The sequence below is a fragment of the Nonomuraea sp. NPDC050451 genome (genome assembly GCF_044458585.1).
The window spans coordinates 70,460-92,639 of record NZ_JBITHZ010000041.1 but is presented as its reverse complement, the minus strand read 5'-3'; the positions used below and the strand labels follow the sequence as shown (position 1 = coordinate 92,639).

Below are 22,180 nucleotides of genomic sequence, written 5' to 3'. Positions count from 1 at the left end.
GGATTGGACCCGTTCCTCATGGCAAGCCAGCGTGTATAAAAAACATGCACCTACGATGAGCAGCGAGACGTCGGAGCATCCCCGCCTACTCCACGTGCCCCCTTACCCCCAAGGGCCAGGAGACATGACCATGACGCGTGAGTCCACCGGCAAGGACACCAGGCTCGAGCAGGAGAGGAGCAACAACAACAGCAATTTCGTGCGACTGTCCGTCAATCTGAGCCACGAAACCGCGCAGACGTTCAAGGCACTGGCCGAGCGCAAGGGCCTGTCGTTCACCGAGGCGATCCGCCGCGCCATCACCATCTGGAAATTCGTCGAGGACCAGCTCGCGCAGGGCCACGAGCTGGCCATCGTGGAGTCCGACGGAAATCCGCGAAAAATACTCTTCCTCTGACCAGCCATTTACCGGGGGCCCGCACGACCGCGCCGCGCCACCTACACCGCCCACGAGTGCTCCCCGGGACCCTATGACGGAAGCGACACTCGGGTGAAGCTCGCGCGGTAGGCCGTGGGAGTGAGGCCGACCCTGCTGACCAGGTGTTTGCGGAGGGAGTCGGCGCTGCCCAGGCCGCTCCGCCCGGCCACCTGGTCCATCGGCAGTCCGGTGGTCTCCAGCAGTTCCCTGGCCCGGTCGACGCGCCGGTGCAGCAGCCACTGGAGCGGGCTCAGCCCGGTCTCCGCGTGGAAGCGCCTGGTCAGGGTGCGCACGCTGATCTTGGCGTGGCGGGCCAGGTCGGTCAGGGTGAGCGGGCGGTCGAGGTGCTCGAGCGCCCAGGCCCGGGTGGGGGCGAGCGAGGTGCCGCGCTCGGGAGGCAGCGGGGTCTCGATGAACTGGGCCTGCCCGCCTGGCCGTACGGGGGAGACGACCGCGAGCCGGGCGGCCGTGTTGGCCACCGCCGCCCCGTAGTCGAGCCTGATCAGGTGCAGGCACAGGTCGATGGCGGCCGCGGCGCCCGCCGAGGTGAAGATGCCGTCGTCCTCGACGAACAGGACGTCGGGCCGCACGTCGACCGACGGGAAGCGGGCGGCGAGGTCGCCGGCCAGCCCCCAGTGGGTGGTGGCGCGGCGCCCGTCGAGCAGGCCCGCCTGGGCCAGCACGAACGCGCCCGTGCACAGCGAGGCGATCCGCGCCCCGCCGGCCACGGCCTTCCGCAGGGCGTCGAGGACCTCCGGGGGAGCCTGCTCGCCGCCGCTGCCGACCGCGATCACCGTGTCGGCGTCCGCCAGCGCCTCCAGGCCGTGCGCCACCACCACGTCGGGGCCCGCGACGGTCGGCACGGCGCCGGGCCGCGCCGTACAGACGCGTACGTCGTAGTGGGGGACGCTGTTGAACACCATGAGCGGGATCGAGACGTCGAAGCTCAGCACGGGAGGAACGATCACTGCGGCGAGGCGGTGCATGGCCAGATCCTCCGGATAGTTGGCATTCCGGCCACTATGCCACGAGGCCGCGGGTCGGCACGGTTGTAATCATGAAATTTCATGTGATCGTGGGTCGCGGGGCCACCGCGTCGAAGACCGCTCTGCTGCTGGCCGAGGACGGCGAGCGGGTACGGATGATCAGCCGCACGGGCGGCGGACCGGACCACCGGCTCATCGAGAGGGTCGCCGCGGACGCGACCGACACCGACCGGCTCACCGAGCTGGCCGAGGGGGCGGACACGCTGTTCACCACCGCCGCGCCGCCCTACCACACCTGGCCCGAGCAGTTCCCGATCCTGTCGGCGTCGCTGCTCACCGCGGTGCGGCGGACCGGGGCCGCGTACGTCATGCTCGGCAATCTCTACGCCTACGGGCCAGTGGACGGGCCGATCGCGCCCCACTTCCCGCTGATGGCGACCGGGCCCAAGGGGCGGGCCAGGGCGCGGGTGTGGGAGGAGGCCGCCGCCTCAGGGGTGAAGGTCACCGAGGTGCGGGCCGGCCAGTTCTACGGCGCCGGCGCCTTCTCGGTGTTCAGCCTCATGGTGCAGCGGCCGGTGCTGGAAGGCAGCCTGGCCCTGGTGCCGCAGGAACTCGACGTTCCGCACAGTTACTCGGCGATCGACGACGCCGCGCGCACGCTGGTCGCCGCGAGCCGCGAGGAGCAGGCGTACGGCAGGGCCTGGCACGTGCCCACCGCGACCCTGTCGGTGCGGGAACTGGCCGGCCGGCTCGCGGACCTCGCGGGGGCGCCGGCGCCGCGGCTGGAGGAGATGACGGAACGCGACCTGGTCCTGCTCGGGGTCACCGATCCGTTGTGGGGGGAGATGCACGAAGTGCTCATCAAGCCGGGCCACCCGTTCGTCGTCGACTTCTCCGAGACCGAGAAGATCCTCGGCGTCAGCGCCACCCCGGTCGATGATGTGCTCCGGCAACTGACCTAGCGTCGCTACCGGACTCGTTGAGGCGGTTGCTGAAGCGGGCGAGCATGGTGGTCTGGTATGTCTCCGGGACCAGCCGGGCGATCAGCGGCGGGACGCGCCAGTTCGCGGGATTGCGCTTGGCCAGCCGGGAGACCAGGGATATGTACGGGTAGCGGAGCTTCTCGTAGGCGCGCAACCGTACCGCCGGGTCGTCGCCGTCCTTGGCGAGCGCGCGCCCGAGCACCCACGCGTCCTCCAGGGTCTGGTTGGCGCCCTGCCCCAGGGTGGGCGGCATGATGTGGGCCGCGTCGCCGACCAGGGTGACCCGGCCCTTGCCCCACGCCGGGCGCACCTTGGTCCAGTGGTGGCCGAAGAACTCGAGGTCGTCCTCGGTCGCGCCGGCCAGCACCTCGGGGACGGGTGACGCCCAGTGCCCGAACCGGCGCCTGAGCTCGGCGAGCGGCGTGGCGGGCCGCGGATCGGCGGGCGACCAGCGCACGTCGAACCACCACTGCAGCAGGCCCTCCCCGGCGGGCATGAGCCCGCACGCACCCTCGCGCCCCGAGATCATGAGGTGCCGGTGCGTGCCGGCGAGATCGATGTCGATCGGGCTGAGTCCCTGCCAGGTGCCAAAGGTCGCCGGCCGTACGGCGCCGTCGCCCCACAGGTGGCGCCGTACGACCGAGTGGTGGCCGTCGGCTCCGATGAGCAGGTCTCCCGTGTCCGTCGAGCCGTCGCTGAAGGTCGCCGTGACCTGGCTGTCGTCCTGGGTCACGCTCCGGCAGGCCAGGCCGTGGCGGACGAGGTCGCCGGGCAGCCCCTCGGCCAGGCGTTCCAGCAGGTGGCGGCGGGGGATCGCCCTGGTCTCGAAGCCGAAGCGGCCGGCCGCGTGGGCGATGTCCATGCTCGTACGCAGCCGGCCGCCGGAGGTCAGCGCGTCGATCCGGTCGATGCGGGCGCCGACGCCGTCCAGGCTGATGCCGAGGTCGTTCAGCACGGCGTTGCCGTTGCTCCAGATGAGCACCGCCTTGCCGCCCGTCCGCCGGGCCGGAGCCTGCTCGTAGACCCGCACCCGGTGACCGGCGGCCAGCAGCTCGCGCGCGACGGCCAAGCCGCCCACCCCGGCGCCTATGACGAGAACATCCATGTCTCCTCCAAAGCGGAGTATCTTCGATTCGAAGATACTCCGTGATGGAGTAGGTTAGGAAGGTGGCCCACGAACCTCCAGAAGACGTCTTCCGCGAGTTCCTGGTCGCGGTCCTCCTGCACAACGAGGCGGTCGCCGACCGGCTCGGCCTGCAACCCGTCGACGTCGCCGCCGCGATCCTGCTGGAGACGCGCGGGCCGCTCGCCGTGGGGGCGATCTCCGAGGAGCTCGGGCTGCCGTCCGCCTCGACGACCCGGCTGATCGACAGGCTGGAGAAGGCGGGCTACGTACGGCGGGTGCGCGGCGAACACGATCGGCGCACGGTCACCGTGGAGCTGGTCGAGGGCGGTCTGGACGATTACAACGCCGCCTGCGAGGCGTCCAGGCGGCACTTGGAGACGGTCAGCGCGCACTACGAGCCGGAGCAGGCGATGGTGATGCTGGACATGTTCAGCCGCGTCACCGAGGCCTACCGATGCGCCACCAAGGAACTACGGGAGTGACCCCTGCGGAGCGGCGTCGGGCGCTCACGACGCGCCGAGCCGGACCTCCGCCACCGGTCGCCAGTCCCATGCCGTCTCCGGGCCGTCCTGGTTGACGACATGGATGCTGCGGATGGTCACCTCGCGCTCCGGGAGCCGCTCCCCGAGCGCGTCGATGATGGGTGCCGCCGGGCCGTCCGCATTGCTGTAGGCCACGGTGACGTGCGGCAGCCACGTGTCATGGGCGAGGACGCCGTCACGGCCCGTGGCCGCCCGCGTGGCGAACCGCGCCGCCTCAAGCAGGGGCCGCAGCCGCTCGGCCGGCCGCGCCTCCAGCACGACCGCCTCCGGGTGGTAGAGCACCCGGCCCAGCGTGACCGTGATCGGCTCGACCCGCGCGAGCTGGCCCGCCGCCTCCTCGGCCATGACGCTCACCTGACGCTCGGTGATCTCGTGCGAGTATCCGGCGACGAACGTGGTGAGGTGGATGAACCGGCGCGGCACCAGGTCGAGCCCGGCCAGGCCGGCCAGCCGGTCGTGCGCCTCCTGGACGATGGCCCGCGCCTGCGGGTCCTCCCCCAGCAGAACGTGCCAGTAGAGCCGGCCCTGGCCCGGCGGCAGCATGAGCGATCGGCGCCTCTCCCAGCGATTCGCCATGCGCGTCGGAAGCGGGCTCACGCGTCCTCCTCGGTGGGAGCGGGCAGCTGATCTGCTCACGCAGCGTGGTCACGATATCCGACTCGGTGAGCCGCGGTCACGAGGGGAACTGCGGGACAGCCGCAGATAGGCCCGGTCGTCGAAACTCCCGGCACCGGCCGCCACTGCCTTGGTGGCCGCGTGTTCCATGATGCGCAGCCGATCGGCCCGTAACGACGCCCGAAGCTCCGCTTCGGCCCCCGCGAGGGTCTGTCCCGGGCCGAGGTAGCCGTCCGACGCCAGCACCACCTCATCCACCTCGTCCGCCAGTACGAACGTCTCCACGAACCGCTCCGGGACCGGCCGCCCGTCCAGCAGGCCATATCCGAAAGGACCGGCTTCATCCCGGTTGGCCAGCACAGCCTGGCGCTCCAGCACCGGCCGGATCAGCGCCCGCCCCGGATCGGTGGCCGCCAGCTCCTCCGGGTGCTCTCCCTGCAGCAGCAAGCAGTGAAGGTAGGCGGCCCGCGCGCCGGCCAGCACCGTGTCGATCAGCTTCCCGCCGGGGTGACGACGCCACCCGCCGTCCCGGTGGCCCAGGGCGACGTGGACGTCGCCCACGCGCCACACCAGCCGCCGTCGCGGCCACACCACCGCCGCGACGGCGGCCGGCGCGAGAAGGTCGTCGTCGGCGACGGACCACTTGCGGCGCAGCTCCATGAGCTCCGCCGAGACGGCCGCGACCGCCTCCGCCACGGTGATGTCGTCCGGCAGGGTGGCGAGGGTCTGGGCGACGCGATCGGCGGCCAGGGCCCCGCCGCTCGCCCCGCCGTAGTCGCGGCCGGACTTGTCGGTGACGCCGTCGATCACCGCCGCGCAGCGAACGCCGCCGCCGTCCTCGAGGACGACCACCCGGTCCTCGCCGGGCCCCGCGCCCTTCGCACGCACCGCGCGCTCGGCCACCCGCCAGCCCGCCACGAGAGCCGCCGCCGCGCTCAGGTCGTCCGGAGCAGGGAGACGAGATCGTCCCACCGGGCCATGAGCAGGCCCAGTACGGCGCCGAAGACACCGACGATCGCGCCGATGGCCGGATCGAAGGAGCCGTTCACCAAGGAACCGGCCAGCCCGAGCAGCGCCACCGCGATGAGGATGCCGTTGCGGGCCACGTGCGCCATGCTCAAGGGCGTCTGGGAGGCGCCGAAGCAGCGGCAGGGGACGGCGGCGCCCCTCCGTACCACCATGACGACGGCGACGGTGAGGCAGCCGAGCAGCCCCGCCGCGAGGACGAACGACGCCGATCCGGCCCAGCGAAGGGGGATCACGGCCAGCACGATGACACCGGCCTCGGCCACCGCCGTCGCCGTCGCGGCCGCCGGCGCCCTGGCCTTGTCGATCACCGCCATCGCCCTGATCGACTGGACGAACTCGCTCCAGGCCCGGCGGCTGGAGACCTTGCTCGCCAACGCGAGAGCGAACACCGTGAGCAGCAGCAGTCTGCTCGCCACATCGACATACTGCATAGACCGCAACCTGCCATGGCCACGCAAATCCGGCAAGAGCACCACTGCGTTACTCTCGAAGATCCACGAGCAGGGGGTGGACCGTCGTGCTGATCCGGTTACTCGGCCCGGTGGAGGTGGAGCGCTCGGGGCAGACCCGGCCCGTGCGCCCTCCGCAGGTCGCGCTCGCCCTCGCCGCGCTCGCTTGGGAGGTCGGCCGGGTCGTGCCGGTCGACACGCTCCTCGCCCGGGTCTGGGGCGAGCAGGTCCCGCCCGGCGCGCGGCGCACCCTGTACACGATCATCACCCGCATCCGGCGCGACGTGCTCGGCGACGAGGGCGCGGTCGTCCGCCGGCTCGGGGGTTACCTGCTCGACGTGGACGAGTCCGCGGTGGACGTGCCGCGGTTCCGCGGCCTCGCCGACCAGGCGATGGCCGTGCCGGACCCGGTGCCGCCGCTGGGCGCGGCTCTGGCGCTGTGGCGTGGCGATCCGCTGACCGGGCTGCCCGGCGAATGGGCCGAACGGGCCCGCCACCGCCTGCGGGACGAGCGCAGGGAGATCCTGCTGCGCTGGGCACGGGTGGTGACCGGCCGGGACGCCGCGGCGGCGGTGGCGGCGCTGTCGCCGCTGGCCGAGGAGTACCCGCTGGACGAGCTGGTGGCGGCCGCGCTGATCGAGGCGCTGCACGCGTGGGGGCGGACCGCCGAGGCGCTGGCCCACTTCGCCCGGGTACGCCGGACGCTCGCCGAGGAGCTGGGCGTCGAACCGGGCACGGCGCTGCAACGCGTCCACCGCAGGCTGCTGCGGCCCGGCGACACGGCCGAGACCGCCCGCCCGGTCCCGGCGCAGCTGCCGGTCGGCCTGCGGCACTTCGTCGGCCGGTCGGCCGAGCTGGAACGGCTGGCCGCGATCGGCGAACAGCCGGCCGCCGCGGCGGTCTGCGCGATCTCCGGGCCGCCCGGGGTGGGCAAGTCGTCGCTCGCGTTGCGCTGGGCCCACCTGCACCGCGACCGCTTTCCCGACGGGCAGCTGTACGCCGATCTCAGCACGATCGACCCGGCCGACGGGGCCGTGGTCCTGCCCCGCTTCCTCGGCGCGCTCGGGGTGACGGAGGCCCAGGTGCCGTCGGGCGTGGAGGCACAGATCGGGCTCTACCGCAGCATGCTGGACTGCCGCCGGGTGCTGGTCGTGCTCGACGACGCCCGCAGCGCCACCCAGGTCCGCCCGCTGCTGGCCACCGCGCCGGGGTGCCTGACGCTGGTCACCGGCCGCTCCGAGCTGTCCGGGCTCGCGGTCACGGCCGGGGCGCACCTGGTCAGTCTGGACGTCCTGCCTGGCGACGACGCGTACGGCCTCCTGGTGGCGTGGCTGGGCGAGGCCCGGCCGGCGGCCGAGCCGGAGGCCACCGCGAACATCATCCGGCGGTGCGGCCGGCTGCCGCTGGCGCTGGCGATCGTCGCGGCGCAGCTGGCGCAGCGCACCGATCTGCCGCTGGCCGAGGTCGCCGCGGACCTCGAGCGGGCCGAGGCGGATCTGCAACCGTTCGCGCACAGCGACCCCGCGATCGACCTGCGGCGCGTGTTCGGGCGCTCGTACCGGGACCTGCCCGTGCCGGCGGCCCGGCTGTTCCGGCGGCTCGGGCAGCACCCGGGGCCGCACCTGCCGCTGCCGGCGGCGGCGAGCCTGGCGGCCCTTCCGGTGGAGCGCACGCGGGAGCTGGCCGGGCACCTCGACCGCGCCAACCTGGTCGAGGTCTGCGGGGCCGGCCGCCTGCACCTGCACGACCTGCTGCGCGTGTACGCGTCGGAGCAGGCGCGGGCCGCCGACACCCGGGCGGCACGGCGGTCGGCGACGCGGCGGCTGCTGGACTACTACCTGCACTCGGCCTGCGCCGCGAACGGGATGTGTTACCCGCACCGCGACAACCTGCTCCTGGACCCGCCGGCGCGGGGCGCAGTGGTGGAGCGGTTCGCCGAGCCGGCGGAGGCCCTGCGCTGGTACGCCGACGCGTCGGTGGCGCTGCCCGCGCTGCTGGCGGAGGCCACCGCGGCCGGGTTCGACGCGCACGCGTGGCGGCTGGCATGGGCGTTCGCGGAGTTCATGCAGCGGCGCGGCCTCTGGGAGGAGACCCTGAGCATCCAGGCGGTGGCGCTGGCCGCGGCCGGACGGCTCGGCGACCGGCTGGCCGAGGCCCGCTGCCACAACAGCATCGCACGCGCCCACGTCAGGCTCGGCCGCGACGACGAGGCGGTCGAGCACTTCGAGCGGGCGGTCGAGCTGCACCGCGACCTCGGCGAACCTGTCCTGCGGGCACACGTCCACCTCGGCCTGACCGTCGCGCTGAGCCGGACGCGACCCGCTGAGGCGCTGAGCCACACCCTGCACGCGCTGGAGCTGTTCCGGCAGGCCGGCGACGTCGTCGGAGAGGCGCGGGCGTTGAACAACGCCGGCTGGCTGCGGACCCGGCTCGGCGAGTACGACGAGGCGCTGGCCGACTGCCGCCGGGCCCAGCGGCTCCTCGCCGACCTCGGGTACGCCCAGGGCGAGGGGCACGCATGGGACAGCGTCGCCCACGTCCTGCACCTCAAAGGCGACTTCGCGGGGGCGGTGGCGTGCTTCGAGCGGGCGGCCGAGCTGCTGCGCGACTGCGACGACCCGCACGCGGCCGCCGAGACGCTGGTCCGGCTGGGAGAGACGCACGTCGCGGCGGGTGACGTCGCGGCCGCGCTCGACGCCTGGAAGCAGGCGGCGGAGTTCTTCGACGCCGTCGGCGACGCGCAGGCGGCGAAGGTCCGCGACCGCATCGTCTCCTTCCACCGTCCCTGATCCGCCGCACCCGCGATCGCCCGCCTGAGCTGCCGAAACAGGCCGTTAAGAATTCATTGAGAAATCGCTCAGACCTCTGGCGCAGGCTGCGTCGGGCGGCGGGACGGCGGCATGGTCCGGCGTACCGCTTCCGCACGGGCGGGCGCCGGCCCGCCGGAACAACCGAAAGGAACGTTCGATGCGTGTCGTCACCAGAATGGCCGACCGGCTCCTCGAGCTGATCGCGCCGCACACCGTGGCCAGGGCTGCCGACTGCGGTTACGAGTGCTGCAGTTTCCCGGCGTTCACCGCGAAGTACTGCTGCTACTACCCGAACGGCAGCCGCAGTTGCGGCGGCTGCAAGAGCTACATCTACTGCTCGTGACCGCACGTTGACCGGGTGCCCGGCTGGCGGGCCGGCCGGGCCCTTTACGCGGAAGGTTGTCCCATGCCCTATTTGATCGCCGTCGTGGCCCTCGTCGGCGCATTGTGCCTCGTGGATCTGGTGTTGACCCTCGGCGTGGTCCGGCGGCTTCGGGAGCACACCAAGCTGCTGGACGGGCTGTATGAAGCCGTCGACCTGATGGGCGGCCCTTCCGGGCCGGGCGGGGGGCCGACCGTCGGCGACGTCGCCGGTGATTTTGAGGCGACGACGGTGGACGGGAGCCCTCTCACCCGGGATCTCCTGCCGGACGGGACGGTCGTCGCGTTCTTGTCGCCCGATTGTCGCGGCTGCCATGAGAAGCTTCCCGGCTTCGCCTCGTGGGCCGCGGACCAGGACCGCTCGCGGGTGCTGGCGGTGGTCGACAACCGTTCGGGTGACCCCGCGGATATGGTCAGCGCTCTGAAGCCCGTGGCACAGGTGATCGTGGACAGCGCTGTGAGCAACGCGTTCGGCGTGCACTCGTTCCCGACGTTCCTCCAGGTCTCCGCGGGCGGCAAGCTGCTCGCGGTGGCGCCCGAGATCTCCCGGCTGCCGGCCGGGTCGCCTGCGTGAGCGAGCCGGCGCCGACGTCGCGGGGGCTGGCCAGGAGCGCGGCACGCGCCGCCGCGATGGTGTGGCGATCGGCGCCCGTCCACGTCCTTGCCTACCTGGCGGTCACGCTGGTGGGCTCGGCCACCCCGATCGCCGTGGCCTGGCTGACCAAGGCCGTGCTGGACGGGGTGGCGCTACGGCAGACCGGCACGCTGCTCGCCCTGGCGGCGGCCGTCGCCGCCGTCACCACGGCCGCCGCCGTGGCGGCGCACGCGGGACATTACCTGCGTGCCGAGGTGGATCGCAGGACGGCGCTGCATGCGAAGGACGAGCTGTTCGCGGCGGTCTCCGGCTTCACCGGTCTGGCCAGGTTCGAGAGCCCGGCATTCCTTGACCGGCTGCGGCTGGCCCAGCAGAGCGCGAGCAACCCCGGCAGGCTGGTGGACACCGCGCTCACCACCGCTCGCAGCGCGGTGACGGTCGCCGGCTTCGTCGCGTCCCTGGCACTCGTCAACTCCGCCTTCACCATCCTGGTCGTGTTGTCGGCCCTGCCGGCGCTGCTCATCGAGCTGCGGATGTCGCGGCAACGGAACACGATGTTGTGGCGGATCGGCCCGGCCGAGCGTCGCGAAATGTTCTACGCGCACCTGATGTCCACCGCGGACGCCGCCAAGGAGATCCGCCTGTTCGACCTCGGCGCCTTCTTGCGGCTTCGCATGCTGGCCGAGCTGCGCACCGCGAACGCCGAACGCCGCCGGATGGATCGGCGGGAGCTCCGCATCCACGCGAGTCTGTCAGGCGCCTCGGCGATCGTGGCCGGAGCGGGCCTCATCTGGGCGATCCTGGCGGCGGGGCAGGGGCGGCTCAGCGTCGGCGACGTGGCGATGTTCGTGGCGGCGGTCGCCGGCGTGCAGGCGGCGCTGGACAGCATGGTGTCGGCCGGCGTGATGGCGTACGAGCACCTGCTGACCCTTCATCACCACGTCGCGATCGTGACCGCCGAGTCCGATCTGCCGGCGCCGGGCGCTCACCCGTCGCTGCCGCCCCTGCGCCGGGGCATCGAGCTGCGCGACGTCTGGTTCCGCTACAGCCCGGACCATCCGTGGATCCTGCGCGGCGTCAACCTGTTCATCCCGAACGGGTACACGGTCGCGCTGGTCGGGCGCAACGGCGCCGGCAAGAGCACGTTGGTGAAGCTCCTGTGCCGCTTCTACGACCCGACGCGCGGGGCGATCCTGTGGGACGGCGTGGACATCCGCGACGTGCCGCCGGAGACGCTGCGTGCCCGGATCGGCGCCGTCTTCCAGGACTTCGTGTCGTACGAGCTGACGGCGACCGACAACATCGCGGTGGGCGACCTCGCCGCCGCCCAGGACCCGGCGCGGATCGAGCGGGCGGCGCGGGAGGCCGGGATCCACGACGTGGTCGCGGCCCTGCCGCACGGCTACCGCACGCTGCTGAGCCGTGGATTCCCCCAGGACCCGGACGACGAGCAGGACGACGCCGACTCCGGAGTGCTGCTCTCCGGCGGGCAGTGGCAGCGGCTGGCGCTGGCCAGGGCGTTCCTGCGCCGCGACCGGGACCTGATGATCCTCGACGAGCCCAGCGCCGGCCTGGACCCCGAGGCCGAGCACGAGGTGCACGGCCGGCTCGCCACACTGAGGTCGGGGCGGACCAGCGTGGTCATCACCCATCGGCTCGGCGCGATCCGCACGGCCGACCGGATCGTGGTGCTGACCGACGGCGTCGTCACGGAGCAGGGCACGCATGCCGCCCTGCTGGCCGAGGGCGGCACATACGCCGAGTTGTTCGCCCGGCAGGCGACCGGCTACCGGGACGACGTGGAGCTGTCGCGGTGACCGGCGCGATCGTCGTGCTGGCGGCCGTCGGCGTCGCTCTCGCCGTTCTCCGGGTGCGCCGGCGGTACCTGGTGGTGACCGTCCAGGGGGAGAGCATGCTGCCGGCGTACCGGCCGGGTGAGCGCGTCCTCGTACGGCGGACGCCGCCGGGATCGCTGCGCCCCGGGCAGGTCGTCGTGCTGAGCGGCTTCGGCCACGCCCGGCCGGGCGAGCGCCTGCGGGAACCGCACCAGCAGCTGGGCGCAGGCCCGGGCTGGATCATCAAGCGCGTCGCGGCCGTCCCGGGTGACCCGATCCCGCGCGACACCGTCCCCGCGCTGCGGACCGAGCCGGGCACGCGGGTGCCGGACGGACGCCTGGTCGTGCTGGGCGACAATCCGGACCACTCGCTCGACTCCCGGCAGTCCGGCTACCTGACGGCGGATCGCCTGTTCGGCGTGGTGCTGCGCAAGATCGATCAGCCGACGTCGGCGCCCTCGCGGTAGCCGCTGGCCTGGGTGGCGAACAGGTGGGCGTACCGGCCGCCCAGCGCGATGAGCTCGTCGTGGGTGCCCCGCTCGATGATCCGGCCGTCGCCGAGCACCACGATCAGGTCGGCGTCGCGGACCGCTCCGAGCCGGTGCGAGACCAGCAGGCTGGTGTTGCCCGCGCGGTGCTCGCGCAGCCGCCGGTGCACCTCGTATTCAGCCTGCGCGTCCAGGCCGGAGCTGGGCTCGTCGAGGATGAGCAGGTCACGGCGCTCGCGCACCAGCGCGCGGGCCAGGGCCAGGCGCTGCCACTGGCCCCCGGAGAGCGTCACGCCGGCCTGCGGGTCGTCGTCGTCCTCGGGGCCGAAGAAGACGCGGCTCAGCATGGTGTCGTAGCCCCGGGGCAGTGCCTGGACGGTTTCGTGCGCGCCGGCCAGCTCGGCGGCGGCCTGGAGCCTGGCGTGGTCGGACATCGCCTCGACCTCGCCCACCCCGATGTTCTCCGCCGCGGTCAGGTCGTAGCTCATGTAGTCCTGGAACAGCACGCCCATCCTGGCGCGCAGCTCGGCGGGCGGCACGTCGCGGATGTCGATGCCGTCCCAGAGGATCGCGCCGCGGGACGGGTCGTAGAAGCGGCACAGCAGCTTGATCAGCGTGCTCTTGCCGGCTCCGTTGAGTCCCACCAGCGCGACGGAGGCGCCGTGGGGGATCGTCAGGTCCACCCCGCGCAGCACCCAGGGGTGGCTCTCGTCGTAGCGGAACCACACGTCGTGCAGCTCGATGCCGCGGCGCAGCGCGGGCAGCGGCTCAAGTTCCCCGGGCGTGGGCAGGTCGCCGGGCAGCGACATCACCCGTTCGTGGTGGGCGAACAGGAGCAGCGCCTGGCGTGCGTTCGCGGCGTTGTCCACGGTGGCGGTCAGCGCGGCCTGCGTGCCCGCCACGGCGGCGGCGAACGCGGTCACGTCGCCGAGGGTGAGCCGGCCGTCGAGAGCGGAGTACACCGCCCAGAGCAGCCCGGCGCCGCTGACCGCGGCGGAGAGCGCCGCGAGCGCCGACTGCGTGAGCGCCTCCCGCCGGTCCAGCCGCCGCTCCCCCGCCTGCAGGACGGCCAGCTCGCCGAGCACCCGGCGCTTGAGGAAGTCGCCGAGCCCGAAGAGCCGGACCTCCTTGGCGGCCTCCACGTCGGTGATCAGGGAGGAGTAGAAGATCTGCCGCCGGGCCGCGGCGGACTGTCCGGCGATCATCTTGATCCGCCGCTTCTCCAGGGACATCCTCGCCGCGAGGACGGGCAGCGCCGCGAGCGCCACCAGGCCCGCCATGAGCGGGCTCAGCAGGGCGAGGGCGGTGAGGAGCCCGGCCAGGGCGATGACGTTGCGCCCGAGGTCGAACAGGCCCGAGGTGATCGGCCCCATCGCGTTGCCCGTCGCCTGCGCGGCCATGCGCAGCTCGTCGAGGAACACCGGGTTCTCGAACCGCGACAGCCCGTGGAACGTGTTCACCCGCGTGTACAGGCGATCCTGCAGCAACAGGTCCAGCCGGCGATCCGTCTCGCCCCGCAGGTAGCCGGTCAGCTGCGGCAGCACCCCGGCGAACAGCCCCAGCACGACGAGGCCGGCGACCGGCTCCAGCACGCGTTCCGGCCGGCCCGTCGCCAGCCCGTCGACGAGCAGTTTGGTCGCCCACACGGTGGCCGAGGGCAGCAGTCCGGCCAGTACGGTGGCGACCAGCTGGGACACCGCCAGCACCGGCCCGGCCCGCCAGCACAGCAGCGCCAGGGTGGCGGCGCGGCGCAGCGGGGACCGGGTCACGTCGCCGGCGCCATGGCGACGAGGTCGGTCAGGTCCGTGTCCGCGGCCACGACCCTGCCGTCCTGGTCGGCCCTCAGGAACGTGGGGAACGCGTGGATGTCGAGAGCCTGCACGATGCGCAGCGCGTCCTCGCCCATGACGACGCTCGCCACGCCGCCCACCACTTCGACCAGGTCCGCGGTCTCCTCGACGGCGCCGGAGATGACCGCCAGGGCGCTCTGCCCCTTGGCCTCCGCGGCGAACTGCGGCGCGCGCTCGTGGCAGGTGTCGCAGCCGACGTCGAAGAAGCCCACGAGCCGCGGTCCCGCCACGTCCTGCGGCAGCGTGCGCCCGACCAGCACGCGGGGATCGTACGGCATGAGCGTCGACGTCCCCGCGAGGCGTTCGAGCTCGGCGGTGTGCTCGCGGAGCCGGCGCAGCACGCCCAGAGTGAGCACCAGGTCCAGCAGGCACAGCAGGCCGACCAGCACGACGGCGGCGATCAGGAAAGGCATCGGACAACCCCTCTTCAGGCGGTGAACAGCTCCAACAGGTCGTCGAGGCGCACCACGAGCAGGGCGCCCACGGCGGCGGCGACGAGAGCGAGCGCGACACCGGCCGCATCCGCCGTCGCCGTCCCGGCCGCGGCCCATGCGGCGAGCCCGGTGCCCCCGGACGCCGCCAGGACGAGATTGCGGATCACGTGCGGCCGGCCGAGCGGCGTGACGGACGCGCCGAAGCACCGGCACGGCGCCTGCCGCCCCCGGCGCAGGGCGACGAGGATGCCGCCGGTCAGCGCGGCGAGCGTGCCCACCGCGACCACGAACCCCAGCGGTACGGTCCACGGCAGCGCCAGCAGGACGACCGAAGCGACCTCCGCCGCCACCAGGGCGTGCGCGGCCATGGTGGACACGGTTCTCGGAAGGATCTTGAGTACCACGATCGAGGACACGTACTCGCTGTACGCCGATCGGTCGCGGACCTTCCCCGCGATCGCGATCGCGAAGACGGCGGCCAGCAGCGCCCGGCACATGATCATGAGATAGAGCACGGTGTCACCCTCGGGTTCGGGGACCGGCGGCGGAGGTGGCCGCCGCCGGTCCGCGCGTTCTACCTAGCCGCCGCAGACCCTGAAGGCGTAGCAGGACCCGCAGCGGGTCGTGCCGCCGGCGGTCGTGCAGATCTTCCTGAAGTCGGAACGCTCCCTGCAGTAGCAGTGCACGTACCACTCGGCGGCCGCCTTGGCGGACGCCTTCGGGACGAGCCTGTCGAGAATCCTGTCGCCGAGCTTGCCCAAGACAGAAGTCATGTTCGCTCCTTGTATAGCGATGCGGTCAGGCCGAAACGCTATTTGGGGGAGATACAGCGACCGATACAGCCGCGCTACACCTGGGCCGTGAGCAGCCTTTCCAGCACCGGATTGAGGCGCATCGCCGGATCCGCGAACAGCTCCTCGGCCCTCCGGGCATCCCCCGCGGCGCGCGGGTCGCCCGACGCCGCGCGGACCCTGGCGAGCTGGCGGGTGCAGGCGGCGTAGCCGTACGCGTCGCCCATCTGGGCGGTCACCTCCAGGGCCCTGACCAGGTCGCGCTCGGCCGCGGCGAGGGCACCCTGCCGCAATCGGATCTCGGACCTGCTGAGCAGCACCTCCCACTCGTCCTCGCGGTTACCGGTCTCCTCGCAGCGGGCCAGCGCCTCGTCCATCGCGGCCAGCGCCTCGTCCCGCCGGTCGAGCAGGCAGTAGGCGCGGCCGAGCGCCGCCAGCGTGATGCTCTCGCCGTTCAGGTCGCGATCGGCCCGGCGGACGGTCAGGCACCGCTCGAAGCGATCCACCGCCTCGGCGTCCCTGCCCAGCTGGAGCAGCAGCTCGCCCAGGTTGTGGCCGACCAGCCCGACGCGTCTGGACCCGTGGGTCTTGAGCAGCCGCAGGCTCGCGCTGATGTGGCCGAGGGCCGCGTTGAGGTCGCCGGTCTGCATGTGCAGCCAGCCGAGGTTGTGCAGCGCCATCCCTTCCTCCTCGCGATTGCCCAGGTCGCGCCAGAGCTCGAGCGCGCGCCGCAGGTGGCCGTCGGCCGCCTCCCCCTGGCCGGCCCGCCATTCCAGCAGCCCCAGGGTCGCGAGCGTGGACGCCTCCGCTCCGCGGTCGCCGTCGCGCCGCGCCACCTCGATGGCGAGCCGCGCGATGGTCTCCAGCTCGCGCCAGTAGCCGCCCTTCATCACCGTGGCCTTGACCAGGGTCATCAGCTCGATGGCGAAGCGCGCCACGTCCGGCTTCCCGCGCGCGGCCTGGACGGCGGCCGCGACCAGGCAGCGCAGCTCCGTGTCGAGCCACCGCACCGCCGCGGCGGGGTCACGCAGCACCAGGCCGGGATCGCGCCCGCTCTCCCTGTTCCCGCCTGCGGCTCGCAGGTGCGGCTGCAGCAGGTCGCGCAGCTGGTGGCAGAGGTCGAGGTACCAGTCCAGGGCCCGCCGTACGGCCAGGTCCAGGTCTTCCGGCGAGTTGTGGGAGGCGGCCAGCTCCCCCGCGAAGAGCCGCAGCAGGTCGTGCGTGCGGAACCGGCTCTCGCCGACCGGCTCGATCAGGCGGGCCTCGACCAGCTCGTCGAGCACGGCCTCGGCGGTCTTCAGGTCGGCGTCGGTCAGCGCGGCGACGAGCTCGACGCCCACCTCCGGCACCTCCAGCACGCCGAACAGGCGGAAGACGGTCCGCGCGGCGCTCGTCAGGGTCGCGTAGCCGACCTCGAAGGAGGAGCGGACGCGCAGGTCGGCCGCCTGCAGCTCGTCCAGCCGCCGCCGCTGGTTGCTCAGGCGCTCGTTGAAGCTCGCGAGCGACCAGTCCGGCCGGCCCGCGAGGCGGGCGCCGGCGATGCGCAGCGCCAGCGGATGGTGGCAGCACCAGCGCGCGATCTCGGCCGCCGCCTCCGTCTCGGCGGCCACGCGCGCCTGACCGGCCAGCAGCGCCAGCATCCGTACCGACTGCTCCTCGTCGAGCAGGTTCACGGCGATCGGTACGGCGTCCAACGTGGTCAGGGCCGACCGGCTGGTGACCAGGGCCGCGCAGCCACCGCCCGCCGGCAGCAGAGGGGCCACCTGGGCGGCGCCGACGGCGTTGTCGAGGACGACCAGGACGCGCCGGTCGGCCAGCACCGACTGGTAGAGGGCGGCCGCCTCCGCCGGCGCCGCGGGCACCTCGCCAGGGGGCACCCCCAGCGCGCGCAGGAAGCGGCCGAGCACCTCGTCGGGGCGCAACGGCGACAGGCTCGGTGTCGATCCCTGCAGGTCGGCGTAGAGGTGGCCGTCGGGATAGCGCTCGGCCACGCCGTACGCCGCCTTCATGGCGAGCGTCGACTTGCCGATCCCGCCGGGGCCGTGCAGTGCCAGCACGGGCGGCCCCGCGTCGGCGCCGAGCACGGCGTTGATCCGGGCGAGCTCGGCCGAGCGGCCCACGAACACGCTCGGCGCGCGCGGCAACTGGCGCGGCCTGGGCCGCCCGTCGTCGGCGGCGGCTTCCCCCTCCTCCGACAACAGGGCGGGGTCCCTGCGCAGGATCAGCTGATGCAGCCTGCGCAGGTCAGGGCCGGGATCGATGCCCAGCTCGTCGGCGAGGACCTTTCGGGCGGCCCCGAACGCGTCCAGCGCGCCGACCACGTCGCCGCTCTGGTACAGGGCCACCATGAGCTGGCCGTGCAGCCGCTCGCGCAGCGGGTACTGCCCGATCACCTCGCGCAGCCGCTTGGCCGCCGTCGCGTGCCTGCCGAGGGCGAGCTGGATGTCCGCGTGCTCCTCCACCACGCTCAGGTAGTGGTCGGTGAGGCGGGCGACCACCTCGCGCAGCGTCGGCCCCAGCGGCACGTCCTCGGCCGCCATCCCCTGCCACAGCGCGAGGGCCCGGGTGTAGGAGTCCAGGGCGGTGCTGAGATCGCGCCTGCCCAGCGCCTGGCGGGCGTGCGCGGTCAGCGCCTCGAACTGGAAGAGGTCGAACTCCTCGGGCTCGACCCGCAACAGGTAACCGGCGTCCGAGGTCACCAGCCGCTCCACGGCCGGGTCTGCCGCGGGCGGCATCAGCTTGCGCAACTGCATGAGGTACGTACGCAGGTTCGCCACCGCGGAGCGGGGCGGCTGGTCGTCCCAGACCTCCGCCACCAGTGACCGGATCGGCACGACGTGACCCGCCCGGGCGAGCAGCATGGCGAGCACGGTCCGCTGCTTGGGCGCCGTGATCCTCGCTCCCCCCGCCGGCGAGTCGTCGCCCTCGATCCGCAGCGGTCCGAGCATCCGGAACTTCACGTCGCGCCGCCTACAGGGCAGACCCGCCCAAGCGGCGCAGCGCGACGCCGAGCAGGCGATCGGCCGGGAAGAAACCGCGCTGCCGGGAGTCGACGCTGTGGGGGTTGTCGCCGTAGACCACCAGCGCACCCGCGGGCACGCGCTCCTCGGCGCCGTCCACGTCCGGCGGCACCGGGTCACCCGGCAGGGCGACGGCGCGCTTGATGTTCCAGCGCGTGCCGTCCACGTCCACTCGTGGCTCGGCCGGAGGTTCGAGGACCACGACATCGCCCCTGGCCACCTCGCCGATCCGGCGTCGCCGGACCAGCACCCGATCGCCGTCGTGCAAGGTCGGAGCCATGCTCATCCCCTCCACGGTGACCACCACGTAGCGCCGGCGGGCCACCAAGGCGCCGGCCGCCGCCGCGAGCACACCGGCGAGCAATCCCATGCTGATCAGCTTCATCCGCTTTTCCACCGTCGGCCCCAGGGAAATATTGATCTTTATCCGGCTGAGGATCGCCGTTGGCTCGGCACGCTGTCAACCACTCTCGATCATGGGCTACTCGGTCGAACGGGGCACCACGACGATCTGATCGTCATCTTCGTAGATCACCTTGCCCGGGTCGGCCGCTTCGAGCCGCACGCACTCCACCCCATGAGCGGCGAGAATCGCAAGGTAACCCGGCACCCGCTCCATCAGGCGATGAGCTGACGGCTTGAACCAGGCCGCGGCTCCCGGGTGGAGCTCACGGTCATAGACCGTGGGGTCCACGCCGGCGGGGTCGGTGAAGTTCGCCTCGTACCAGTCGTTGTTGTCGCGCCTGAACGCCTCCTCTCCTGGGGACAGCAGCCCTTGGGCGGCCAGACTGTTCACGAGGCCGAACACGCCGGGATACGTCCCTCTCGCGTTCGGTGTGGGGCTCTGGAACCGTACGTACATCAGCGCTCCTTGGGAAAGGCGGCGCGCAGGCCGGAGCCGTTGACGACGAAAGCGACCCCGGCGATGGCAAGCGCACATACCGCCTGCATCATGGCGAACCACACCGGGCAGATGCCAGGGATCATGTCGACGGCGACGATCGCGACCGGCATGACGACCGAGATGATGCGTACGCGTAGATACGCCCACCGTGCTCCCCGCGCGGCGAGGATCTTGACCTTGCCGAAGGATTCCATGTCTCTTTCGTCCCTTGTGTTGTCTGGAGTGGTGATCACGCTAGGGAGCGCATGGATGGCGCGGTATGGGGCTGGACGTACGGTTGGGTGGGTCCAGACCCACTTCAGGGCCGATCCGGCGGGGAGCGGCTCCGGTGCGGTGCACAGTGAAGTCACCAAGCCGTGGTCGTGAAGTGAGAAGGAAGAACCATGCGACAGTGGGTGGCGAGCGCCTGCGTGGGATTCGTGCGCGCGTGCATGGTGGCGGCCGTCACCATGCTGGTCCCGGCCGTGTGGGCCGCTGCCGCGGCGCTGTGGATCTGGTGGTGGCACGGGGACGCGTGGTCGGGGACGGTGCCGTTCGTGTGGGCGTGCATCGGCACGCTCGCCCTGGCGCGCCCGGTGAGCCGGATGGTCCGCTCCCTCGTCGCGAAGTGGACGGGCGCCGTCATTCCCACCGGATATCGGCAGGCCGGGCCGGTGACGCGGATGTCCACCGGATATTGGTGGAACGGCTTCAGCTACGAGCGCACCAGGCGCGACGCCCTCATGGACCAGAAGTGGCGGGCCCGGTGGAGAGATCCCGCCTTCTGGCGCGACCTGCGGTTCACGGCGATCGCGCCGCTCACCGCGGGCGTGGTCGCCGCCGTCCCGCCGGCCGGAGTGGCGGTGGCGGTCCTCGGGTTCAGCCGGTCATCGCTCCTCGCCGGCGTGCTCGGCCTGGTCGTGGCGATCGCCGTCGCCCCGTACGCCTGGCGGCCCGTCGTGCCGGTGGCCGTCCGCTTCCTGCGCCCGTCGCCCGCGACGACGCTGGCGGAGCGGGTGGACGAGCTGACGGCCCAGCGCGCGGACACCACGGTCGCGCAGGCCGCCGAGATCCGCCGGATCGAGCGGGACCTGCACGACGGAGCGCAGGCGCGCCTGGTCGCGCTCGGGCTCTCGTTGGCGACCGCGGAGAAGCTCATGGAAACCAGCCCCGACCAGGCCAGAGCACTGCTGCGGGACGCGCGAGCCGGCGCCGCCACCTCCCTGAACGAGCTGCGCGAACTGGTCAGGGGCATCAGCCCGCCGGTGCTGAACGAGCGCGGGCTGGTCGACGCAGTCCGCGCGCTGGCCCTGGACAGCCCGCTCGAAGTGGCTGTGAGCGCCGACGTTCAGCTGCGCCTGGACCCGCCGATCGAGTCCGCCGTGTACTTCGGCGTCGCCGAGCTGCTGACCAACGCCGTCAAGCACGCCCACGCGCCCCGGGCGCGGATCTCCATCGCCCGCGACGACACCGGCATCGTCGTCGACGTCGAGGACGACGGCCGGGGCGGGGCCCACGTGCGAGCTGATGGCGGACTCGCGGGGCTGCGCCGGCGCCTGGCGGTCTTCGACGGCTGAGGTGGCGGGCTGACGTCTCCATCGTCGACGTCCGCATGCCGCCGACCCAGTCGGACGAGGGCCTGCGGGCGGCCCTCGCCGCCCGCGGCGAAGTGCCGGGGCTGCCGATCCTGATCCTTTCTCAGCACGTCGAACAGCTGTATGCCCGCGAACTATTGGCGGACGGCGCCGGCGGCATCGGCTATTTCCTCAAGGAGAGCGTTTTCGACGCCGATCAGTTCATCGACGCCCTCGAACGCGTCGCAGCCGGCGGTACCGCCATGGACCCGGCCGTCATCGCCAAGCTGCTGTCCAGCGGGTCATCGGACCAGCGACTCGGGCAGCTCACCGAACGCGAATACTCCGTGCTCAGTCTCATGGCCGAAGGATTGTCCAACCAGGCCATCGGCCGGCGGCTCTTTCTCAGTGAAAGCGCCGTCAGCAAATACACGACCTCCATGTTCGGCAAACTCGGCATCGTCGATGACGACCACAGCAACCGCCGCGTCCTCGCCGTCCTCACTTACCTGAACAAGCCCTGACACCCTCGGCGATACTGAAGCGTGACAGGGCTCATCATCCTGGTCAGCGGTCACCGGTCCCGAAGCACGCCGTCCGCCCCACCGGAACAGAGCCCGAGAAGCGCGCTGCTGAAGGAACTGGACGATCTCGGGCTGTGACAGCTCCTATCCTGGGTCGATGAACGTGGAGTTCAGCAGTGAGATGTGGTTCTGGAGGGGACCTGCGCCCTGGCACTTCATCACCGTCCCGGACGAGGAGTGCCGCGACCTGGAATCGACCGCCGGCCTGGTGAGCTATGGCTGGGGCATGATTCCGGTCACGGCTCAGATACGGGAGACCCGGTGGAAGACGTCGCTGTTCCCGAAGGACGGGCGCTACATCGTGCCGGTGAAGGCGGGGGTGCGCAAGGCCGAAGGGCTCGACGTGGGGGACGTGGTGACCGTTCGGCTAACCGTTGACGTCTGAAAAACGCCTTACCAGCGCTCCACGAGATGCTCGCGACCGGCCGGCGGATCGTACGGCTCCGGCCAGTAGTCGACGACCCGGCTGATCAACCCCTGGTCGGAGAGCTCGAACCACACGCACGCGTCCTGCTGCTCGGCCTCGACGCGCGCGTCGATCCACGCCGCGGCATGGCGGCCGTCGGCGACGATGCGCCGCACCTTGAGATGCCAATCGCCGGGATACTCCCTGTTGAACTGGAGAAAGGCCGACTTCCCGCGGATCCGTTCCCGGGTCTGCGGCATCTCGTACACCACGTCCTCGGCGAGCAGCGCGCCGAAGCCCTCCCAGTCACGCCGCTCGGCGGTCTCGACATAGGCCTGCGCGATACGTCGCGTCCTCGAGGTCTCGTCCATGCGGCGGACC

Annotated in this window: 24 protein-coding genes and 1 pseudogene; 11 read left to right on the top strand and 14 right to left on the bottom strand. The window is 72.3% G+C overall.

Annotated features, from left to right (window positions below):
* Positions 1-124 precede the first annotated feature (124 nt).
* Entirely contained in the window at positions 125-397 is a 273-nt protein-coding gene (locus ACIBI9_RS57245) for a ribbon-helix-helix protein, CopG family (protein ID WP_387578709.1), read from the top strand.
* Positions 398-468: 71 nt separating this feature from the next.
* On the opposite strand, the gene ACIBI9_RS57240 is transcribed toward ACIBI9_RS57245, so the two are convergent.
* Positions 469-1,404 (bottom strand): GlxA family transcriptional regulator, encoded by a 936-nt coding sequence (locus ACIBI9_RS57240; protein WP_397235839.1) that lies wholly within the window; start codon positions 1,402-1,404, stop codon positions 469-471.
* A 71-nt stretch (positions 1,405-1,475) separates the two neighbouring features.
* Here ACIBI9_RS57240 and ACIBI9_RS57235 point away from each other — a divergent pair, with 71 nt between their 5' ends.
* Positions 1,476-2,366 carry an NAD-dependent epimerase gene (locus tag ACIBI9_RS57235; protein ID WP_397235838.1) on the top strand — a complete coding sequence of 297 codons (891 nt, stop codon included), beginning with the start codon at positions 1,476-1,478 and terminating at the stop codon, positions 2,364-2,366.
* Here ACIBI9_RS57235 and ACIBI9_RS57230 read toward each other — a convergent pair.
* Complete coding sequence (locus ACIBI9_RS57230) at positions 2,323-3,492, bottom strand: FAD-dependent oxidoreductase (protein WP_397235837.1); 1,170 nt, start codon at positions 3,490-3,492, stop codon at positions 2,323-2,325. The two genes, ACIBI9_RS57235 and ACIBI9_RS57230, sit on opposite strands and share 44 nt — an antisense overlap.
* 62 nt (positions 3,493-3,554) lie before the next feature.
* Here ACIBI9_RS57230 and ACIBI9_RS57225 point away from each other — a divergent pair, with 62 nt between their 5' ends.
* Complete coding sequence (locus ACIBI9_RS57225; protein WP_397235836.1) at positions 3,555-3,995, top strand: MarR family winged helix-turn-helix transcriptional regulator; 441 nt, start codon at positions 3,555-3,557, stop codon at positions 3,993-3,995.
* A gap of 24 nt (positions 3,996-4,019) precedes the next feature.
* Here the strand turns inward: ACIBI9_RS57225 and ACIBI9_RS57220 are convergent, their stop codons facing one another.
* Genes ACIBI9_RS57220 through ACIBI9_RS57210 form a run of 3 tightly spaced genes read right to left on the bottom strand, consistent with a single transcriptional unit; the run spans position 4,020 to position 6,130 of the window.
* Entirely contained in the window at positions 4,020-4,652 is a 633-nt protein-coding gene (locus ACIBI9_RS57220; RefSeq protein ID WP_397235835.1) for a 2'-5' RNA ligase family protein, read from the bottom strand.
* A 48-nt stretch (positions 4,653-4,700) separates the two neighbouring features.
* Positions 4,701-5,642, bottom strand: a complete 942-nt coding sequence (locus ACIBI9_RS57215; RefSeq protein WP_397235834.1) for a hypothetical protein — start codon at positions 5,640-5,642, stop codon at positions 4,701-4,703.
* Entirely contained in the window at positions 5,606-6,130 is a 525-nt protein-coding gene (locus ACIBI9_RS57210) for a MauE/DoxX family redox-associated membrane protein (RefSeq protein ID WP_397235833.1), read from the bottom strand. The genes ACIBI9_RS57215 and ACIBI9_RS57210 overlap by 37 nt, the downstream gene beginning before the upstream one ends.
* Before the next feature lie 86 nt (positions 6,131-6,216).
* Between ACIBI9_RS57210 and ACIBI9_RS57205 the strand changes: the two genes are divergently transcribed.
* The 5 genes from ACIBI9_RS57205 to ACIBI9_RS57185 all read left to right on the top strand — a co-directional run bounded on the left by ACIBI9_RS57205 (position 6,217) and on the right by ACIBI9_RS57185 (position 12,236).
* Positions 6,217-8,937: a BTAD domain-containing putative transcriptional regulator gene (locus ACIBI9_RS57205; protein WP_397235832.1), complete on the top strand. Its 2,721-nt coding sequence runs from the start codon at positions 6,217-6,219 to the stop codon at positions 8,935-8,937.
* Between the two features lie 178 nt (positions 8,938-9,115).
* Positions 9,116-9,301 carry a hypothetical protein gene (locus ACIBI9_RS57200; protein ID WP_394500176.1) on the top strand — a complete coding sequence of 62 codons (186 nt, stop codon included), beginning with the start codon at positions 9,116-9,118 and terminating at the stop codon, positions 9,299-9,301.
* A gap of 63 nt (positions 9,302-9,364) precedes the next feature.
* A complete protein-coding gene (locus ACIBI9_RS57195) occupies positions 9,365-9,913 on the top strand; it encodes a TlpA family protein disulfide reductase (protein ID WP_397235831.1) in 549 nt (182 codons plus the stop codon).
* The gene (locus ACIBI9_RS57190; protein ID WP_397235830.1) at positions 9,910-11,751 is read left to right on the top strand and encodes an ABC transporter ATP-binding protein; all 1,842 of its coding nucleotides are present in this window, start codon (positions 9,910-9,912) and stop codon (positions 11,749-11,751) included. The genes ACIBI9_RS57195 and ACIBI9_RS57190 overlap by 4 nt, the downstream gene beginning before the upstream one ends.
* Positions 11,748-12,236, top strand: coding sequence for a S26 family signal peptidase (locus ACIBI9_RS57185; RefSeq protein ID WP_397235829.1), 489 nt, complete (start codon positions 11,748-11,750; stop codon positions 12,234-12,236). The genes ACIBI9_RS57190 and ACIBI9_RS57185 overlap by 4 nt, the downstream gene beginning before the upstream one ends.
* On the opposite strand, the gene ACIBI9_RS57180 is transcribed toward ACIBI9_RS57185, so the two are convergent.
* From ACIBI9_RS57180 to ACIBI9_RS57145, 8 genes are all read right to left on the bottom strand, one after another.
* Positions 12,209-14,026, bottom strand: a complete 1,818-nt coding sequence (locus ACIBI9_RS57180; protein WP_397235828.1) for an ABC transporter ATP-binding protein — start codon at positions 14,024-14,026, stop codon at positions 12,209-12,211. The genes ACIBI9_RS57185 and ACIBI9_RS57180 overlap by 28 nt on opposite strands.
* Positions 14,023-14,520 carry a hypothetical protein gene (locus ACIBI9_RS57175; protein ID WP_397235827.1) on the bottom strand — a complete coding sequence of 166 codons (498 nt, stop codon included), beginning with the start codon at positions 14,518-14,520 and terminating at the stop codon, positions 14,023-14,025. The genes ACIBI9_RS57180 and ACIBI9_RS57175 overlap by 4 nt, the downstream gene beginning before the upstream one ends.
* A gap of 14 nt (positions 14,521-14,534) precedes the next feature.
* The gene (locus tag ACIBI9_RS57170) at positions 14,535-15,056 is read right to left on the bottom strand and encodes a MauE/DoxX family redox-associated membrane protein (RefSeq protein WP_397235826.1); all 522 of its coding nucleotides are present in this window, start codon (positions 15,054-15,056) and stop codon (positions 14,535-14,537) included.
* A 63-nt stretch (positions 15,057-15,119) separates the two neighbouring features.
* Complete coding sequence (locus ACIBI9_RS57165; protein ID WP_192789616.1) at positions 15,120-15,314, bottom strand: hypothetical protein; 195 nt, start codon at positions 15,312-15,314, stop codon at positions 15,120-15,122.
* Between the two features lie 74 nt (positions 15,315-15,388).
* Positions 15,389-18,292, bottom strand: coding sequence for a BTAD domain-containing putative transcriptional regulator (locus ACIBI9_RS57160; protein WP_397235825.1), 2,904 nt, complete (start codon positions 18,290-18,292; stop codon positions 15,389-15,391).
* A 10-nt stretch (positions 18,293-18,302) separates the two neighbouring features.
* Positions 18,303-18,737, bottom strand: a complete 435-nt coding sequence (lepB, locus tag ACIBI9_RS57155; protein WP_397235824.1) for a signal peptidase I — start codon at positions 18,735-18,737, stop codon at positions 18,303-18,305.
* A gap of 96 nt (positions 18,738-18,833) precedes the next feature.
* A complete protein-coding gene (locus tag ACIBI9_RS57150) occupies positions 18,834-19,214 on the bottom strand; it encodes a hypothetical protein (RefSeq protein WP_397235823.1) in 381 nt (126 codons plus the stop codon).
* Complete coding sequence (locus tag ACIBI9_RS57145; RefSeq protein WP_397235822.1) at positions 19,214-19,450, bottom strand: hypothetical protein; 237 nt, start codon at positions 19,448-19,450, stop codon at positions 19,214-19,216. The genes ACIBI9_RS57150 and ACIBI9_RS57145 overlap by 1 nt, the downstream gene beginning before the upstream one ends.
* Before the next feature lie 189 nt (positions 19,451-19,639).
* Between ACIBI9_RS57145 and ACIBI9_RS57140 the strand changes: the two genes are divergently transcribed.
* From ACIBI9_RS57140 to ACIBI9_RS57130, 3 genes and pseudogenes are all read left to right on the top strand, one after another.
* The gene (locus tag ACIBI9_RS57140; RefSeq protein ID WP_397235821.1) at positions 19,640-20,812 is read left to right on the top strand and encodes a sensor histidine kinase; all 1,173 of its coding nucleotides are present in this window, start codon (positions 19,640-19,642) and stop codon (positions 20,810-20,812) included.
* A pseudogene (locus ACIBI9_RS57135) lies at positions 20,809-21,333 on the top strand (DNA-binding response regulator); the annotation flags it as partial. The gene ACIBI9_RS57140 and the pseudogene ACIBI9_RS57135, both read left to right, overlap by 4 nt.
* Positions 21,334-21,490: 157 nt before the next feature.
* Positions 21,491-21,778: a DUF1905 domain-containing protein gene (locus ACIBI9_RS57130; RefSeq protein ID WP_397235820.1), complete on the top strand. Its 288-nt coding sequence runs from the start codon at positions 21,491-21,493 to the stop codon at positions 21,776-21,778.
* Positions 21,779-21,786: 8 nt separating this feature from the next.
* Here ACIBI9_RS57130 and ACIBI9_RS57125 read toward each other — a convergent pair whose 3' ends face one another.
* Complete coding sequence (locus tag ACIBI9_RS57125) at positions 21,787-22,170, bottom strand: nuclear transport factor 2 family protein (protein ID WP_397235819.1); 384 nt, start codon at positions 22,168-22,170, stop codon at positions 21,787-21,789.
* Positions 22,171-22,180 lie beyond the last annotated feature (10 nt).

What these genes read in the sequence shown, in the direction of transcription:
- ACIBI9_RS57245 (WP_387578709.1), top strand. Translation starts at nt 125, where the DNA reads ATGACCATGACGCGTGAGTCCACCGGCAAGGACACCAGGCTCGAGCAG.
- ACIBI9_RS57240 (WP_397235839.1), bottom strand. Translation starts at nt 1,404, where the DNA reads ATGCACCGCCTCGCCGCAGTGATCGTTCCTCCCGTGCTGAGCTTCGAC.
- ACIBI9_RS57235 (WP_397235838.1), top strand. Translation starts at nt 1,476, where the DNA reads ATGAAATTTCATGTGATCGTGGGTCGCGGGGCCACCGCGTCGAAGACC.
- ACIBI9_RS57230 (WP_397235837.1), bottom strand. Translation starts at nt 3,492, where the DNA reads ATGGATGTTCTCGTCATAGGCGCCGGGGTGGGCGGCTTGGCCGTCGCG.
- ACIBI9_RS57210 (WP_397235833.1), bottom strand. Translation starts at nt 6,130, where the DNA reads ATGCAGTATGTCGATGTGGCGAGCAGACTGCTGCTGCTCACGGTGTTC.
- ACIBI9_RS57200 (WP_394500176.1), top strand. Translation starts at nt 9,116, where the DNA reads ATGCGTGTCGTCACCAGAATGGCCGACCGGCTCCTCGAGCTGATCGCG.
- ACIBI9_RS57195 (WP_397235831.1), top strand. Translation starts at nt 9,365, where the DNA reads ATGCCCTATTTGATCGCCGTCGTGGCCCTCGTCGGCGCATTGTGCCTC.
- ACIBI9_RS57175 (WP_397235827.1), bottom strand. Translation starts at nt 14,520, where the DNA reads ATGCCTTTCCTGATCGCCGCCGTCGTGCTGGTCGGCCTGCTGTGCCTG.
- ACIBI9_RS57165 (WP_192789616.1), bottom strand. Translation starts at nt 15,314, where the DNA reads ATGACTTCTGTCTTGGGCAAGCTCGGCGACAGGATTCTCGACAGGCTC.
- lepB (WP_397235824.1), bottom strand. Translation starts at nt 18,737, where the DNA reads ATGAAGCTGATCAGCATGGGATTGCTCGCCGGTGTGCTCGCGGCGGCG.
- ACIBI9_RS57150 (WP_397235823.1), bottom strand. Translation starts at nt 19,214, where the DNA reads ATGTACGTACGGTTCCAGAGCCCCACACCGAACGCGAGAGGGACGTAT.
- ACIBI9_RS57145 (WP_397235822.1), bottom strand. Translation starts at nt 19,450, where the DNA reads ATGGAATCCTTCGGCAAGGTCAAGATCCTCGCCGCGCGGGGAGCACGG.
- ACIBI9_RS57140 (WP_397235821.1), top strand. Translation starts at nt 19,640, where the DNA reads ATGCGACAGTGGGTGGCGAGCGCCTGCGTGGGATTCGTGCGCGCGTGC.
- ACIBI9_RS57130 (WP_397235820.1), top strand. Translation starts at nt 21,491, where the DNA reads ATGAACGTGGAGTTCAGCAGTGAGATGTGGTTCTGGAGGGGACCTGCG.
- ACIBI9_RS57125 (WP_397235819.1), bottom strand. Translation starts at nt 22,170, where the DNA reads ATGGACGAGACCTCGAGGACGCGACGTATCGCGCAGGCCTATGTCGAG.